This is a genomic window from Psychrobacter sp. NG25, from assembly GCF_015234355.1.
Taxonomy (GTDB): Bacteria; Pseudomonadota; Gammaproteobacteria; order Pseudomonadales; family Moraxellaceae; genus Psychrobacter.
In genome coordinates this window covers 148,742-164,864 of the sequence record NZ_JADGMV010000007.1, presented here as the reverse complement: position 1 = coordinate 164,864, position 16,123 = coordinate 148,742, and the positions used below count along the sequence as shown (strand labels likewise).

At 43.2% G+C, this 16,123-nt stretch carries 13 protein-coding genes; 7 read left to right on the top strand and 6 right to left on the bottom strand.

What is annotated here, in order from left to right; genetic code table 11:
- Positions 1 to 438: 438 nt before the first annotated feature.
- Entirely contained in the window at positions 439 to 1,002 is a 564-nt protein-coding gene (locus IPZ60_RS11805; protein ID WP_369074416.1) for a DNA glycosylase, read from the bottom strand.
- A gap of 543 nt (positions 1,003 to 1,545) precedes the next feature.
- Here IPZ60_RS11805 and upp point away from each other — a divergent pair.
- From upp to IPZ60_RS11785, 4 genes are all read left to right on the top strand, one after another.
- The gene (gene upp / locus IPZ60_RS11800; RefSeq protein WP_201592543.1) at positions 1,546 to 2,181 is read left to right on the top strand and encodes a uracil phosphoribosyltransferase; all 636 of its coding nucleotides are present in this window, start codon (positions 1,546 to 1,548) and stop codon (positions 2,179 to 2,181) included.
- Between the two features lie 95 nt (positions 2,182 to 2,276).
- Positions 2,277 to 3,029: an SDR family NAD(P)-dependent oxidoreductase gene (locus tag IPZ60_RS11795; RefSeq protein ID WP_194197970.1), complete on the top strand. Its 753-nt coding sequence runs from the start codon at positions 2,277 to 2,279 to the stop codon at positions 3,027 to 3,029.
- A 280-nt stretch (positions 3,030 to 3,309) separates the two neighbouring features.
- Positions 3,310 to 4,209, top strand: coding sequence for an ABC transporter substrate-binding protein (locus IPZ60_RS11790; RefSeq protein ID WP_194197969.1), 900 nt, complete (start codon positions 3,310 to 3,312; stop codon positions 4,207 to 4,209).
- Positions 4,210 to 4,256: 47 nt separating this feature from the next.
- Positions 4,257 to 5,207 (top strand): alpha/beta fold hydrolase, encoded by a 951-nt coding sequence (locus tag IPZ60_RS11785; protein ID WP_227669347.1) that lies wholly within the window; start codon positions 4,257 to 4,259, stop codon positions 5,205 to 5,207.
- Between the two features lie 96 nt (positions 5,208 to 5,303).
- Here the strand turns inward: IPZ60_RS11785 and IPZ60_RS11780 are convergent, their stop codons facing one another.
- From IPZ60_RS11780 to tyrS, 3 genes are read right to left on the bottom strand one after another with little or no spacing between them, the layout of a single operon-like run.
- On the bottom strand, positions 5,304 to 5,543 hold the full coding sequence (locus IPZ60_RS11780) for a DUF1653 domain-containing protein (RefSeq protein ID WP_194197967.1): 240 nt from the start codon (positions 5,541 to 5,543) through the stop codon (positions 5,304 to 5,306).
- A gap of 31 nt (positions 5,544 to 5,574) precedes the next feature.
- Positions 5,575 to 6,153 carry a GNAT family N-acetyltransferase gene (locus IPZ60_RS11775; protein ID WP_194197966.1) on the bottom strand — a complete coding sequence of 193 codons (579 nt, stop codon included), beginning with the start codon at positions 6,151 to 6,153 and terminating at the stop codon, positions 5,575 to 5,577.
- 56 nt (positions 6,154 to 6,209) lie between these two features.
- Entirely contained in the window at positions 6,210 to 7,421 is a 1,212-nt protein-coding gene (gene tyrS / locus IPZ60_RS11770) for a tyrosine--tRNA ligase (protein ID WP_189586136.1), read from the bottom strand.
- Positions 7,422 to 7,652: 231 nt separating this feature from the next.
- On the opposite strand from tyrS, the gene IPZ60_RS11765 reads away from it, so the two are divergent.
- From IPZ60_RS11765 to IPZ60_RS11755, 3 genes are all read left to right on the top strand, one after another.
- Positions 7,653 to 9,041, top strand: a complete 1,389-nt coding sequence (locus IPZ60_RS11765; RefSeq protein ID WP_194197965.1) for an anhydro-N-acetylmuramic acid kinase — start codon at positions 7,653 to 7,655, stop codon at positions 9,039 to 9,041.
- 488 nt (positions 9,042 to 9,529) lie between these two features.
- A complete protein-coding gene (gene fabF, locus IPZ60_RS11760) occupies positions 9,530 to 10,882 on the top strand; it encodes a beta-ketoacyl-ACP synthase II (protein ID WP_194197964.1) in 1,353 nt (450 codons plus the stop codon).
- Between the two features lie 122 nt (positions 10,883 to 11,004).
- Positions 11,005 to 11,859: a hypothetical protein gene (locus tag IPZ60_RS11755; protein ID WP_194197963.1), complete on the top strand. Its 855-nt coding sequence runs from the start codon at positions 11,005 to 11,007 to the stop codon at positions 11,857 to 11,859.
- Between the two features lie 91 nt (positions 11,860 to 11,950).
- On the opposite strand, the gene IPZ60_RS11750 is transcribed toward IPZ60_RS11755, so the two are convergent.
- Positions 11,951 to 13,768, bottom strand: a complete 1,818-nt coding sequence (locus IPZ60_RS11750) for an aminopeptidase P family protein (RefSeq protein WP_194197962.1) — start codon at positions 13,766 to 13,768, stop codon at positions 11,951 to 11,953.
- Positions 13,769 to 14,266: 498 nt separating this feature from the next.
- Entirely contained in the window at positions 14,267 to 15,835 is a 1,569-nt protein-coding gene (locus tag IPZ60_RS11745; RefSeq protein WP_194197961.1) for a peptide MFS transporter, read from the bottom strand.
- Positions 15,836 to 16,123: the final 288 nt, after the last annotated feature.

Here is a 16,123-nt window from a genome sequence, read left to right as displayed (position 1 = left end):
GTCCAGTGTTAGTATTTCAACTAAACAGTCATAGCCAATGTGGCTTATCCTATTTAGCGAGCTGACTATCATATCATGTTTTAATAGTCTGTCAACTTCTTTTTTTAATTCGTTTCAATGAGTTAACCACGTTATTTTAGTGTAATTATACACGTCCTAACTGCCAGTTCTCCCTGTTGAGGGGCGTATTATATAGAGTTCTCACACCGTGTCAATGCCCTAATCAAAGGTTTTTTATCTAATTTTACTACCCTTTTAATAACTGATTATTTTCAATGGGTTGAGATAAAGTTAGCTACTCAAAATTTTAGACACTGCTGTTGAAACTCTTATGATTTCCTACTTCTTTAGAAAAGCACTTCTACTTTAGCAATGATATATGATTGAAATCTCCCTAATATACCAATACTGCTATACCACTCTTTTCTATATAACTGCTTATAACTTACCCATCTTTTCAAAGAACGATTTATAGGCAGCGGCTTTTTTATCTAATGATAAAGGGTATGCCCGTGAAGTTGAAGGCAACCTATATAGGGTTAGATTATTCACATCAGCTTTGTTACCTGTACTTTGCCATTCATAAGGATAATCCATACTTTGATTGGTCTTAGGATACTTGGACTTAATAGGTGGCTCGCTTAATAAATTCAGTAGTACCTCAGTTGCCTTACCACCTGTGGTAAATAACGTTTTAACTTTTGGCACTTGTAGCAAGATATCATCTAAATCAACAGGCGTTACTACCGTTAAATTCTTGTCAGACGCATTACCCGTCTCACGAATGGCTTGTTTTACCGTCGGACAAGAAGCGATACCTCGGTCAAACATAAAAGCGCGAATACGTTCAGGATCAAAGCGCTTTTCGTCACCTACTCTGAAGTAATCTGCATCATCAAAAAACACGCGACCATATATCCGCCACATATCATTATAAAAATTGGGATAGTGAAAACTCATGGCCCATTTATCGATAGTGGGTGGAAACGTTCCCATCATCATAACAGTGGCATTGGGTGGTAAAACAGGCGGAAATGGATGTGTTTCTATTTCGGCGACGTGCGTTTCAGATAATGTTGAGTTGCTATCGGTCTTATTAGTATTTTCACGCGCATGAGATGGGTATGTAGTCATAAGATTCTTCGTCAGAAAAGCGGTTTTTTTGGTATCATAGCAGGCCTAAACCTTACTTCACTTATTATAGTGCTGCGATAGTGAAATATAGTCGGCTTAATAGGTCAATGGCTTAAATATATAGAATGATGCGGTGTTTGATTCGAATAATTGTGGCTTTAATTATTGTGACTCTAAATGTAGGTTATGAATAAAAGCACTGTAAATTAATTAAGGTTAGGACCTTTATATAAACATTGAATGTATTCAGTTGGCTTTATTATTAATATCTTAAGCTTACTATTTGTGTGCCAAAAATATAGTTAAAGTGAAGTAAGTGTTTGTATCTTTTATACTAATAGCAACCGCAGTGACTGCGCAAGCATCAGCCCCAAAATCAAGAGAGATTCTATGAGCGACCTAAATAGCGGTTTGAAAATTACGGTAATCGATCATCCACTAGTTCGTCATAAGCTTAGCCTTATGCGTGAAAAAGATTGTAGTACTTATAAGTTCCGTACGTTAACCAAAGAGCTTGCACGCTTGATGGCGTATGAAGCAAGCCGTGACTTCGAGATTGAAACATTCCCAATGGCAGGATGGTGTGGCGAAATCACTGGTGAGCAAATCATCGGTAAGACAGCAACGATTGTACCGATTTTACGTGCAGGCATCGGCATGTTGGACGGGGTGCTCGATCTGATTCCTACTGCAAAAATCTCTGTCGTAGGCTTGCAACGTGACGAAGAAACCCTGCAGCCAGTGCCATTCTTTGAAAAATTCGTCAGCCATATGGACAAACGCCCAGCACTTATCATCGATCCGATGCTAGCAACAGGCGGCTCTATGGTTGCGACTATTGATATGCTGAAGAAAAACGGCTGTACTAATATTAAAGCACTCGTGTTAGTGGCTGCGCCTGAAGGTGTACGTGTGGTCAACGAAGCACATCCTGATGTGACTATTTATACTGCCGCATTGGATAGCCATTTGGATGAGCACGGCTATATCATTCCAGGTCTTGGCGATGCTGGTGATAAAATATTTGGTAAGCAACTAAATCAGTAACCTTTAAACCAAGTTATTCGGTCATCTTAGCAAGGCATTCGGTTATCTTAGATAGTCATGACAAAAGCATACAGTATCAATGATAAGGATATAACATGAACGTATTGATTACAGGCGCTAGCGCAGGTTTTGGTAAAGCATTGGCTGAGCGTTTGGTGGCAAAAGGCCATCGCGTGATTGGCTGTGCTAGACGCCTCGATAAGTTACAAGCTTTGGCTACAGAATTGGGCGAGGCATTTTTACCTGTGGTCATGGATGTGAGCGATACAGCTTCTATTCCACAAATCATTGCTGACTTGCCTGACGGTTTTAACCAAATCGATGTCTTGGTTAATAATGCAGGATTGGCGCTGGGCGCTGGACCTGCACAAGAGTCCAATCTAGATGACTGGATGCGCATGACCGATACCAATATCAAAGGGTTGATGGCGCTGACCCATGCGGTCTTGCCAGCGATGGTGGCTCGTGATAGCGGTTATATCATCAATGTTGGCTCGATTGCAGGCAGCTGGCCGTACTTTGGTGGTAACGTCTATGGCGCGACTAAAGCATTTGTAAAACAGTTCAGTCTAAACTTGCGAGCTGACTTACTTGGCACGCAAGTACGCGTGACCAATCTTGAGCCAGGTAATGTAGCGGGCACTGAGTTTTCAAATGTGCGCTATCATGGCGATGACGACAAAGCTGCCAAGGTTTATGACGGCTTCAAAACCATGACTGGTGACGATGTTGGCGATATTTTATTATGGTTGATTGAGTCGCCTGCACATATCAACGTGAACCGCTTAGAAGTGATGCCAGTTGCGCAAACGTATAATGGCTTAACCATTGCAAAAAATGATGGTTAGTTAACACAAGTAAATAGTAGGTTTACCATTAGGCGGCAATACTTTATCGATAACAGATACGGTATTGCCGCCTAATTTTTTGCTGCTTTATCATTATGAGTTTTATCACTACTATAGACGTAGGATGGTCGAGTATTAACTGTCATAACGACTTTTATTTTATGCTATGGTCAGCTCTCTTATTCTTTGACACTCTTTGACACTCTCAGACACCGAGAGGCTAAACCATCAAAACCATCGCTCATCAATACTGTTATTTATTAAACTATAAGGACATTTTATGGCTAATACGCCGCTCACTCTGACACTAGAATGGTTTTTAAATCCAGATCACCTGCCTTTTATTGCGGGCATTAATACTGGTGCCTATTCTGAGGCAGGGCTTGATATCAAAATGATAGAACCAACTGAACATTACGATGGTTTTGCAGAATTAGAAGCAGGCAATATTGATTTACACGTGAACGAACCGATTCACTTATTCGAGCATTATTTTGAAGATTTAAAAGCATTGGGCTGTTTTTTTGTGACGGATGGTGGCGTGCTTATCAAGCAAAGTAGCCTTGATAAACTGCATCAGAACCAACCGATTCGTATCACAACACCAGCAGCCAACCCTATTACCAATAAAATTGGCTTTGAGATTTTAAGCCGTTATGCCAAGAAAAATGGTTTTGTGTTAGATGCCGCTAATGTCAGTTTTGTAGAGACTGACTTTCAGCACTTAGAAAACCTACAAAAGGGTGATGAAGCAGGCGAATTTGATGGCGCATGGTTATGCTTTTATAACTTTGAAGGTATTGAGGCCAATCATACGGGGATTGACTATACCTTTATTGATCAGCACTTATCACCATATCCCAACTTTTCAGCATTGGAGCTGATGACCACCCACAGTATTTGGGAAGAAAAGTCAGAAGCGTTGACACAGTTTGTATCCGTCAGTACAGCAATGGCGCAGTTGTGTATCGACAATCCCGAACAAGCACGCACAATTTATTACGCCTATACAGGTAAAACACCATCGGCATTGATGGACGACATTATCAACGACACTTTAAAACGCTTGATAGCACCTATCCAACCAGATGCCGAACGTTGGACCGCCCTACGTGAGATGTTAGCAACATTAGACATTGCTAATATCAGCGATGCCCACTACGCCAAACTCTGGCAGTAGTATAATCAAATCCATATAAATCCCATATGTTCAAAGCGACATTTAAAATGGCATTCAAAATACCTGAGCAATACCAATTACAGACCACTCATGTGACAGCGACTGACGGCACGCTGATACCGATGTCTGTGATTGGCAAAGGTCAACCCGTAATACTATTGCATGCTTTTGGTATGGACGCGCGACAGTTTCTGCCGTTTATACTGTCCCTGACCCGACAATACTGCTTTTATTTGCCACATTTTCGTGGTTTTGGTTTGGCCAGTGATTTGACGTTACCAACGTTTGATTTTATTGAACAATATGCAGAAGACACACAGCAAGTGGTACAACATATTCGTCAGAAAACAACCGTAGACGCCTTACCTATTGCTGCGATATCGATGGGCGCATTGGTCATGTGGGCGTACTTTAAGCGTTTTGGTTATGACAGAGTCAGTCGCTATCTGAATATTGACCAAGCACCTCTCATTCATAATCAGCCCGACTGGCAGGATGGCGGCGTCTTTGGCACACGTCAAACAGAATTATTTGCTCAGTTCACGCAGTTAATTTCTAATGCTGAGCCATATATGCATGTTAATGATTTTCGTCATCTGCCCTATCGATTAAAAGCAAACTTATTAGATATAGAGCGCTCGTTTTCACTGCTTTCTGTCAGCACCAAGCCTTCACAGATATTGACGAGAACCTTGAGCTATCAAGCACCGCATAAAATCTCATTAATGGAGCATGCGACATGGCAACATAAACTACGCTGTCTATCTGCCTATGTTGCACTGCCCTACGATTATCGTGATGTGTTGCCAACGGTAGTGATTCCAACCACCTTGTTAATTGGTGGACGCTCACAGTTGTATGATCCAAAACGGCAACAACAGTTGCTTGAGTTACTGCCCAACGCCACTGCAACCATATTACCAAAATCTGGTCATGCGGTGCCAATGGATGCGCCTGTGGCTTTTTATCAGGTGTTAAAGCAGTTTTTGCATCATTAACCCTTAAGATATTGGTCTAAGTAGACATAAAAAAGCGACTTTGAAAGTCGCTTTTTTGTTGAGTCAGCTGTGAGATGTGTTCGCAGAAAACTGAAACTAATCGTTTAAGTCTTTGATTAATTCAAACCGTGGCACTTGCTTACCATCTACCATGACGGTTTCAGTAAACATCGTTAAAGGACGAACCCACACGCCATATTCACCGTATAGGCAACGATAAACCACTAGCAATTCTTCGGTTTCTGAATGCTGCGCGGTATGCAAAACTTGGTAAAGGCTGCCTTTGTAATGGCGGTAGATGCCTTGGGCGACAGTGGCTTGATTTTGTTGGGACATAAACAGCTCATTCATATTGATAGTTTAAGGATTAATAAACGCTTTGTAATTTCCCTGCTAGATTGGGCTTTATCTGTGACCATTCAGAACTGACCATACTATACATGACTGTATCTGAAATGATGGCATCACGGCGTACACGATTGCCTCGAATCACGCCATCTTTTTTAGCACCTAAGCGCTCAATGGCTTGTTGTGAGCGATGATTGTCAATATCTGTACGCCAGCCTACGGTTTGATACTGTAAGGTTTCAAATATATAAGTTAGCAGCATGAGCTTGCAAGTCGTATTAACATGCGTTCGCCAATACGATTTAGCATACCAAGTATAGCCAATCTCTAAGCGTTTGCTGATAGGTAAAATATCATGAAAGCTCGTTGTACCAATCGCTTTACCGTTTGATTCATCAATAACGACAAATGCTTGTCTATCAGGCATTGAATCTGCGGTATTGATATAGCCAATAACCTTGTCCGGCTCAGGTACCGACGTCTCGTTTATGTTCCATAGCTCACCATCTTGGCAAGCCTCCATTAAGTCAGTTGCATGACTAAGCATCAATGGCTTAAGGGTAATACCATTACTGGATAATGTCGGTAAATCTAGCATTTCTTTTTCCTCAAGCCACTCTCAGTTTAGGCAATAGTCACTTAGACAATAGACACTTAGGCAACCGTTACTTTCGCATAGGCTTTTTTGCCTGCTTGGATAACCACGGTTTGCCCAGAAGTTAAGCTAAAGCCACCGTCTACTACTTCGCCATCTACTTTTACCGCGCCGCGTTTTACCATGTCTTTGGCAGATGAACTGTTTTTCGCAAGCCCAGATTGGTTCAGTACTTGAGTGATAAATAGTGCATCCTGACCTTCTAGATCTAACGTCACTTCTGGTAAATCGATTGGCAATTCGCCATCAGCTAAGACGTTACCAGCTGATTTATGTGCATTGGCAGCCGCATCGGCATCATGGAAACGCTCGATCAACTCTTCAGCCAAGATACGTTTGATTTCTTGTGGGTTACGACCGTTTTCCATTTCTGCCAATAAACCTTCGACTTCGTCCATCGGTTTAAAGCTTAAAAATTCAAAGTAGCGGCGAATTAACGTATCTGGCATAGATAAGATTTTTTGATACATGGTGCCCGGTGCATCATAAATAGCAACGTAGTTATTTAAAGACTTAGACATTTTATTAACGCCGTCTAACCCTTCCAAAATTGGTACGGTGATACATACTTGTTGCTCTTGACCATAACGGCCTTGCAACGTGCGTCCCATCAATAGGTTAAAGGTTTGATCGGTACCACCAAGCTCAACATCGGCTTTTAGCGCGATAGAATCATAGCCTTGCACGAGCGGATACAAAAACTCATGGATAGAGATTGGGGTCTGTGAGGCATAGCGCTTAGAAAAATCATCACGCTCAAGCATACGCGAAACCGTTTGCTGACTAGCAAGCTGAATCATATCAGCGGCGCTCATGTCGTTGAACCACTCAGAGTTAAAGACCACGCGAGTTTTTTCTTTGTCCAAAATTTTAAATACTTGCTCAGCATAGGTTGTGGCATTGGCTTTGATTTGCTCATCAGTCAATGGCGGACGTGTGCTGTTTTTGCCAGAAGGATCACCAATCTTGGCCGTATAATCACCGATTAGAAAATAAATCTCATGACCCAAGTCTTGAAAGTGCTTGAGTTTATTAATCAGCACGGTATGACCTAAATGCAGGTCAGGTGCGGTAGGATCAAAGCCTGCCTTGATACGCAATGGACGGTTTAGCTTAAGCTTCGCCACTAAATCCTCTTCAGATAGGATTTCTTGTGTTCCGCGCTGGATAAGCGCAAGTTGTTCTTCTAGGGTGTACGTTTGCGTGGTCATGATGATCTCTTTATTGTCTTTATTAAGGGTTAAACGTTTGGGCTATTTATACTAAATCATACCAAACCAAAAAATACGATGAGCGGTGGCAAACTCGTGTAGCGTAATAAATGCAGGACTTACACTCGTTTTCCGTGCTGCTCTGATTTTGGGAATGGTATTAAGGTCTCGTAGCCCGCAAAAGATGTTAGAATTTGACGGATATACTAGCGTTTTTTAAGGTAAATTGCCATGACCAACCCCGCATCGATTGCTGATACTCAACACAATACTCATCCAGATTTAGAGATGGACAGTGATTTGGATAATAGCTTGGAAAATATTGACGATTTAAATTATGCCACACTTACTGAGGCACTCGAGCAAACAGTGTTTGAAAACTTCGATGATGGCTTATATATCGGCATGATGTCGGGCACCAGTTTGGACGGTATGGATGCCGTTCTTTGTCAATTCGGTACAGATACTGGTAATGGAGATGAGGCTCAGCAGCCCATGCGTTTGTTAGCCTCTTATAGCCAAGACTTCCCACCGCGACTGCGTGAAGTGCTTTTAGCATTATGTCAGCCCAACGGTGTTCAGACATTGACACCCACGGCTGATGAACCAAACAGCGAGCTGGACTGGTTCGGCTGGGCGAGCCGCGAGTATGGTGAGTTTGCAAGTGAAGTGGTCAATACGTTATTAAAACAAGCCGATACCGATGTAGAGTTAGTGCTAGCCATTGGCTGTCATGGACAGACTGTGCGCCATCGTCCGCGGATGGGATTTAGCTTGCAGTTGCTCGATGCCAATATCATCGCTGAGCGTACAGGTATCAGTGTGGTTAGCGATTTTCGACGCCGTGATATGGCCGTTGGTGGTCAAGGTGCTCCGCTGGTTCCAGCCTTTCATCAAGCACTGTTTGCCAAGCCTGACAGTACTCGCGTGTTATTGAACTTGGGCGGCATTGCTAATATCACTGTCTTGCCAGCAGCTTCTACTAACTCATCAAATCAACCAGACAATGTCATAGGTAATGTTGTAGATAATGCCGTTGTAGGTTACGACACTGGCCCTGCCAATTTACTATTGGATGCATGGACAGCGTTGCATACGGATAAAGATTATGATGCTGGTGGTGCATGGGCGCAGTCTGGCCAAGTCATTGAGCCGTTACTCAATCAGCTGTTGGAACATCCGTTTTTTGCAAAACCTTATCCCAAGAGTACTGGCCGTGAAGACTTTAACTTAGCATGGCTGCAAGACGAGCTACAAAAATTCGAACAGGCCTCTGCGGTCATTCGTTATTCGTCAGCGGATGTACAGGCCACACTCACCGAGCTAACAGCCATCAGTGCGAGTGCGCAAATCAACCAATTTACCGACGTTGATAAAAACACTTCGGTGTACGTCTGCGGTGGTGGCGCATTGAATAGCTATTTAATGACGCGCTTGCAGGCACATCTCCCTCATTGCACAGTAGAAACGACTGCGAGCTTAGGACTGAATCCAACATGGGTAGAAGCCGTTGCTTTTGCATGGCTAGCGAGACAGACGTTGATGGGTGAAACAGGTAATTTGCCAGCAGTGACAGGCGCGAGTAAAAACGTGGTGTTGGGGCAGGTGTGCTTCGCTTAGTAGCACTGATTACCATACTACTGGTCTCACTAGCACGTGTTGCTATCGCCTGTACCATAAATCATGGATATATTGATATCCTCGGTACATTGATATAAATAAATCCAGTATAAGTGATACATGAGTATATTTAGCGAGGCAACAATACAAGGTCTTTACCTTAGATAATAACGGCATTATCGTGGATAAACTGCATAGTCAAAGTATAGGCAGTCATCAGCAATACCGTTATACTATTAAAGCAATAGATACCTAGAACAGCAGGTAGCTAAAATAACAGATAGCCTTTGCTACACTCGTTAGGCTTCGCAAGTACACTACACTTAAGTTTACATATGTACACTTAAGTGTTTTATAATGGTTGTAAAAATGCATGTATGACGCTATAAAGAGTATAACGCGACAGTAACAAACGATATGACGACAGCGCAATCAAATAATATCAGAAAAAACCATCCTTTTAGGAACGCAAGTACAGGACATATAGCATGAGCCAAGACATCAATACAGCCACATCACCGACGACGACTGGCACAAAGCGCCGTCCAAAAAAGCCTCATTATGAGCGCGACGATGACACTCGAGTGGTCGTTACCGGTATGGGAGCCATCACACCACTGGGTCTAGATCTTGAGAGTACATGGGCAAACCTGCTGGATGGCGTAAGTGGTATCGCACCTATCACTCATTTTGATGCCACAGAATACCGCGCTCAAATTGCTGGTGTAGTCAAAGACTTCGATGCCAAGCAATATATGAATGCAAAAGATGCGCGCCGCTATGATGAGTTTATGCATTATGCCATCGGCGCAACTACCATGGCCTTACATGATGCTGGCTTCATCGATGAGATTGGTGCCGCTGATGCGCCCGTTAAAAATGTCGACCAAGAACGTTTTGGCGTGATTATTGGATCAGGTATTGGCGGTATTCAAACCATCGAAAACAGCTGTGCGACCCTCAATGCTCATGGGCCAAAAAAAGTATCGCCTTTTATTATTCCTGGCTCTATTGTAAATATGGCAGCCGGTCTGGTGGCCATCAAACATAAGCTAAAAGGCCCTAACCTTGCCACATCAACAGCCTGTACGACCTCAACGCACGCCATTGGTTTAGCAGCGCGATTGATTGCACATGGTGATGCCGATGTCATGCTGGCAGGTGGTAGTGAAAAAGGCTCAAGTCCTTTAGGTATGTCTGGTTTTGCCGCGATGCATGCATTATCAACACGCAATGATGAACCAACCAAAGCCTCTCGTCCTTTTGATAAAGACCGTGATGGTTTTGTACTTGGTGATGGTGCTGGTGTAATGGTATTAGAAAGCCTTGCTCATGCTAAAGCACGTGGTGCGACGATATTGGCAGAACTGGTTGGGTTTGGCATGAGTGATGACGCCAGCCACATTACCTCGCCACCAGAAGACGGTAGCGGTGCTGCACGTGCCATGCAAAATGCAATTCATGATGCGGGTATCGAGGCGTCTTGCGTGGGTTATGTCAATGCACATGGTACCAGCACACCCGCTGGCGATGTCGCCGAATCACTGGCTATCGAAACCGTTTTTTCAGCAGTTAAAAACACCATATTGGTCAGCTCAACCAAGTCTATGACAGGCCATTTGCTTGGCGCTGCGGGCGGTATTGAAGCTATTTTCACTGTTATGGCGCTTCAGCATCAGCATGTACCACCTACCATTAACTTGGATAATCTCGAAGACAATTGCAACCTCGACTATGTGGCCAACCAATCACGTAAAGTCGACAACTTGCAATATGCGGTATCTAATAGCTTTGGCTTTGGTGGCACTAACGGTTCGTTGATTTTTGCAAAATGGTCATAAAAGCAGTCGATCATAATGTCTTAAGAGCGAAAATGTAACGATACCGTCAGACTGACTACGTTTGTCCACTTGCAGCCCCTTATTATACTTGCGTATGATAAGGGGTAATTTTTGGAACATTTATGGAAGATACCATGTCAAGCTACTCATTTTCCCATCAGTTTTACCAACGCTGGACGTGTGCGCCTGAACCCATCCGCGCAGCTATTACTCAAGAGCTAAAAGACATCACTACTTTATTGCAAAGCGATACACCTTTTGAGAGCTTTGAATTTCAAACCCATGATTTAGATGCTCATATCGATGAGCTCTACGAAAACCACGAAGCCGAGCAAGCGATTGCGAAGGCCATTGCCGATAAACAAGAGCAAGCGCGTGCAGCTGCTGAACAACAACGTATTGAAGAAGCACAGAAAATAAAAGCGGCAGAGGATGCCAAGCTCAAAGAAGAAGCTAAGTTGAAAGAAGAGGCCAAGCTGCGTGAAGAAGCAGAGTACGCACAAAAAGAACAAGAAAAGAATACAACGTTAGCCGCTGATAAGCGCAATGATGACAAGCCAGTAGCGATTGAGATGAAAACTGCAGACAAAGCAGATAATAATAGCATTACTGATAACTCTGAAAAAAATAATACCCAAAGTGTGGCTACTGAAAATCATATGGTGAGCCATAAAACCATCAGCGAACATGCGAACGCTGTTGAAGACAATACGGTTGGTAATGATAGCAGCGTTAAAAATGATAGCGCTATTAAAGCCGTTAACGATAAAGCCAGTACTGCCATCAAGTTGGCATTAAAAGACGCCAAACTGAGTGCCACGCATCAAGAACTGATTCGTGAGCTTGAGATGCAGATTGATGATTACCTCAGTGAGCAAATGATGCTGATGTCTGAAAACTTAAAGTCTTGGCTACATGCTGAAGTCATCCAAAATCTGAGCGAGCAAAATAAATCACAGACCAATAAAGAATCATAACGAAGCTAAATGCTGTGTTCCAATAGAAAAAGCCCTGTAAGTAATTTACAGGGCTTTTTCTATTTTAGATTCGCAGATATAGGCCTTTACTTTAAATAGCCTGCGTACGCTCAGTTAGCCACTCAAGTGCTGCGCCGTCGACACGGTCTTTTAGCTCTGCATAAACTTGGCTGTGATAATCGTTGAGCCAGTCAATCTCTACTTGATTTAACAATGACGGCTCAATCAAACGAGTATCAATCGGACAGTAAGTAACGGTTTCAAAGTTTAAGAATTCACCAAACTCTGTCTCGGTAGGGCTTGCCACACGCGTATTAACCATTAGATTTTCTATGCGAATGCCCCACTTTCCTTCACGGTATAGACCTGGCTCATTACTTGAGATCATACCTTCTTTCATCGCACGCTCTTTTGGCGTACTGGCACTATAGGCAATGACTTGTGGACCTTCATGAACGTTTAAGAAGTAACCAACCCCATGACCGGTACCATGACCATAGTCCATCTGTGCCTGCCATAGAGGTGCACGGCAGATAGCATCGATTAAAGGTGAAGCGATACCGTCAGGAAAATGTGCTTTTGCTAATGCAATATGAGCTTTTAGCACTGTGGTAAAGTCACGCTTATGCTCAGAATTGACTTGTCCGATACCGACCACGCGAGTAATATCAGTCGTTCCGTTTTGGTATTGCGCGCCTGAATCAATCAGTAGTAATCCACCCTCGCCCTCGGCCACATCAAGGTAGCTGAATTTTTCTGGTGTTGCGCGGTAATGTGGCAACGCACCGTTTTCATTAAAACCTGCAATCGTTGGAAAGCTTGGCGATACATAGTGTAGCTGCTGACTACGTACATCGATTAGCATGCTATCCACGTCTAACTCACTTAAACGCTCACCGTTTGCTAGGCGCTGCTCAAATGTCGCAAAAAATTCAGCTAAGGCAGCACCGTCTTGACGCATGGCTTCACGCACATGATCGATATCAGCATCAGCTTTAACAGATTTGAGTAACGTACTTGGCGCCATTTGCTCAATAAAGCCGATACCGTCTGCCATCTTCGATAGCGTACCGACTGCAACCTTACTTGGATCTAATAACAATAAGTCTTCTGGCGTCAAGGCGCTCAATGCCTCTTGTACGGCATCATAATCAGCAATCGTGATACCGCTATCTTTTAGGGCTGTGGCGATATCAGCACTGACTTTATTGCTATCGATAAACAACGTCGCGTCATTTTCACTGATGAGCATGTGTGACAAAAACACAGGGTTGTAATCAACGTCAGCACCGCGTAAGTTGGTCAACCATGCGATGTCATCTAAACTTGAGAGTAAATGATGCGTCGCTCCTGCCTCTGCCATACCTGCACGCACAGCGGCAAGTTTTGAGGTGGCAGACTGAGCAAGAAATTGTTCATCATGTTGATACAAATTAGCGGCTGGTAGTGCCGGACGATCTGACCATATCTCTGTCAACACGTCACGCTCAGTAATTAAAGTAATGTCATTGGCATCAAATGCATTCAACAATCGATCCTGCTCAGCGATAGACAACACATTGCCATCGACTGCGACACTATCACCTTCTTGTAAATGCTCAGCTAGCCAATCAATATGATTCGGCTGACCTGGCGCAAGCTTCTCTAAAGTAATACCTGTGCCTTCTAACTGATCCGCAGCGTGTACCCAATAACGACTGTCTGTCCACAGACCAGCAAAGTCAGCAGTCACGACAAGCGTACCGACCGAACCTGTGAATCCTGACAGCCATAAGCGTGCTTGCCAATATTCAGGCAAGTACTCAGATAAATGTGGATCAGCAGACGGGACGATAATCGCCGTCAGGTCTTGTGCCGCGATTGTCTGACGCAGACTATCGATACGATCATGGATGGTTTGTTTATTCATTAAAGGTGTCCTTATTAGAGGTAGAGCAATTAATTTTGGAGAAATTAGATTTAGAAAGTTATTACTGTGCGGCGACTATGGATAATCGTCTTATTCGAGTGGAACCATTTTAAGCATTCATTGACCGATTATTATTAGAATTAGAGTCAGTTACATTCAATCGTTTAAGAGTTAAAGGTTTGCCAATAGCCAGATACAGGAAGCTACCTATGGCTAAAGCAGAATCGTATCACAACAGCACACCATTAGATGTTTGGGCAGATAACAGGGTTTCAATGGCGCAAGAGAAATACCTCTCCAATTAAAACAATAAAACGTGCTACCAATTATGGTAACACGTCTCATCATACGTCACTTGTACTGTTGTTATTCACAAATGTATATCAGCCTATAGTTAATCCAAAATAATATCGATACAAGAAAACCGAGTGCAAGCTATACATTCGTATGGTTAGCGAGGTTGACGCTGTAGCGGTTTTATAGTGGGTAGACTATACCTTATTGTTTGGCTAGCTGTTTCTCACGCTCACTATCTTTAAGCATTTTATTGATAGGTTTTGCTAATATCAGCAAGAATATCGCGGTAACCACCAAAAATATTGTCATGGTTGTAAATAGACCTGGCAACCCTTCGATTTTGTCAGCAGATACATGACCACCAAAGAAGGCCGCAACCAAGTTACCCATGGCAATAGAAGCAAAGAATAGGCCCATCATTTGACCTTGCATGCCTTCTGGCGCCAGCTTCGTCATCGCAGACAAACCCACTGGGCTTAATGCTAACTCACCTAGCGTCAATAATAATAAACTACCTACCAACCATAGTGGCGATGCCAAGCCAGCACCAGGCGCTAAGATGCTTTTTGAAGCAAAAATCATTAAGGCAAAACCTGCCGCTGCGAGCAGCATACCCAGTGCGAACTTGGCCATACTGCTAGGCTCAAGACCTCTATTACCAAGCTTGACCCAGATGATACTGATGATAGGTGCCAATATTAAAATAAATAGTGGGTTCAATGACTGGAACCAAATGCTAGGTACTTCAAACCCTAATACATTCAGATCAGTATAACGATCAGCAAACAAGTTAAAAGACGTCGGCTGCTGCTCAAAGCTCGACCAAAACAGCGTCGAACCAATAATTAAGATAAAGCAAATCAACAAACGCAGCTTATCAGTCTTATCTAGCTTAGGTGAAATGAACATAATAGCAAAGTACAGGATGACCACCGCAGCAATGATATAAGTCATATACTCTGCGACCATCTCAGGATTGAACGATATCATTCCTGTAGAAATCAATAGCACTACGGCTACTAATAACGCTAAAAAACCACCAACCCAGCGACCGACATTTTTGTATTGATCATTAGATTTTTCCCACTCGGCAGTGATACCTTTAGCTCGTGCATAACGCGTCAAGTTCTTTTGCGCGACGAAACGATATATGAGCAAGGACACGAGCATCCCTAAACCACCGACGCCAAAGCCGACATGCCACATGCCTTTTTCTTTGAAGACACCAACGATCAGTGCCGCCAATAGCGCGCCGATGTTAATACCCATATAGAACAAGGTAAAACCGCCATCACGGCGAGAGTCACCTTTAGGGTATAAAGCCCCCACCATCACTGAGATACAGGTCTTAAATAATCCTGAGCCCAAGACGATACAGATTAAACCGACAAAGAACAGTGTCATGCCAAACATAGAGGAGAGTGCAATACACAAATGACCAAGGGCAATAATAATACTGCCCCACCACAGTGCTCTCTCCTGACCTAGCCAGTTATCCGCTAGCCAGCCCCCAGGTACAGCAGCCAAGTACAACGAACCCGCGAAAATACCGTAGATAGCAGAAGCGGTGACTTCATCAAAACCAAAACCACCACTACCTACCGTCGCCACCATAAATAAGACCAGTAGCGGGCGAATACTATAATAAGAAAACCGCTCCCACATCTCAGTGAAAAACAATGGCCGTAGCGGCGTTGGATGCCCCATAAAGCCAGTATCTAGTGCGTCTAATTCAGCAGCATGAGCCCCCGATCGTGTTTCTGTGCCCATAACTTTATTCCTTTAAAGATCATATTGGTAATGACCAAGCCCCTATTTATTGCGATGAGCGGTCATATAGGCGAAGTATTGTTGCACTTGGTTATATTCAAGTAAAGAAAAAATTGGTTAAAAATTACACAATTACCCATAAAAAAAGCCCGTTCTCAATAGTTGAGAACGGGCTTTTTTTATGGGTCTCGAAGACACTACTATTATACTTATAGCACTGTTGATAAAGACTTCATAATGCTGTCACTTGAATATCTGTTACTTGAATACCTATCACTTGATAGCTAA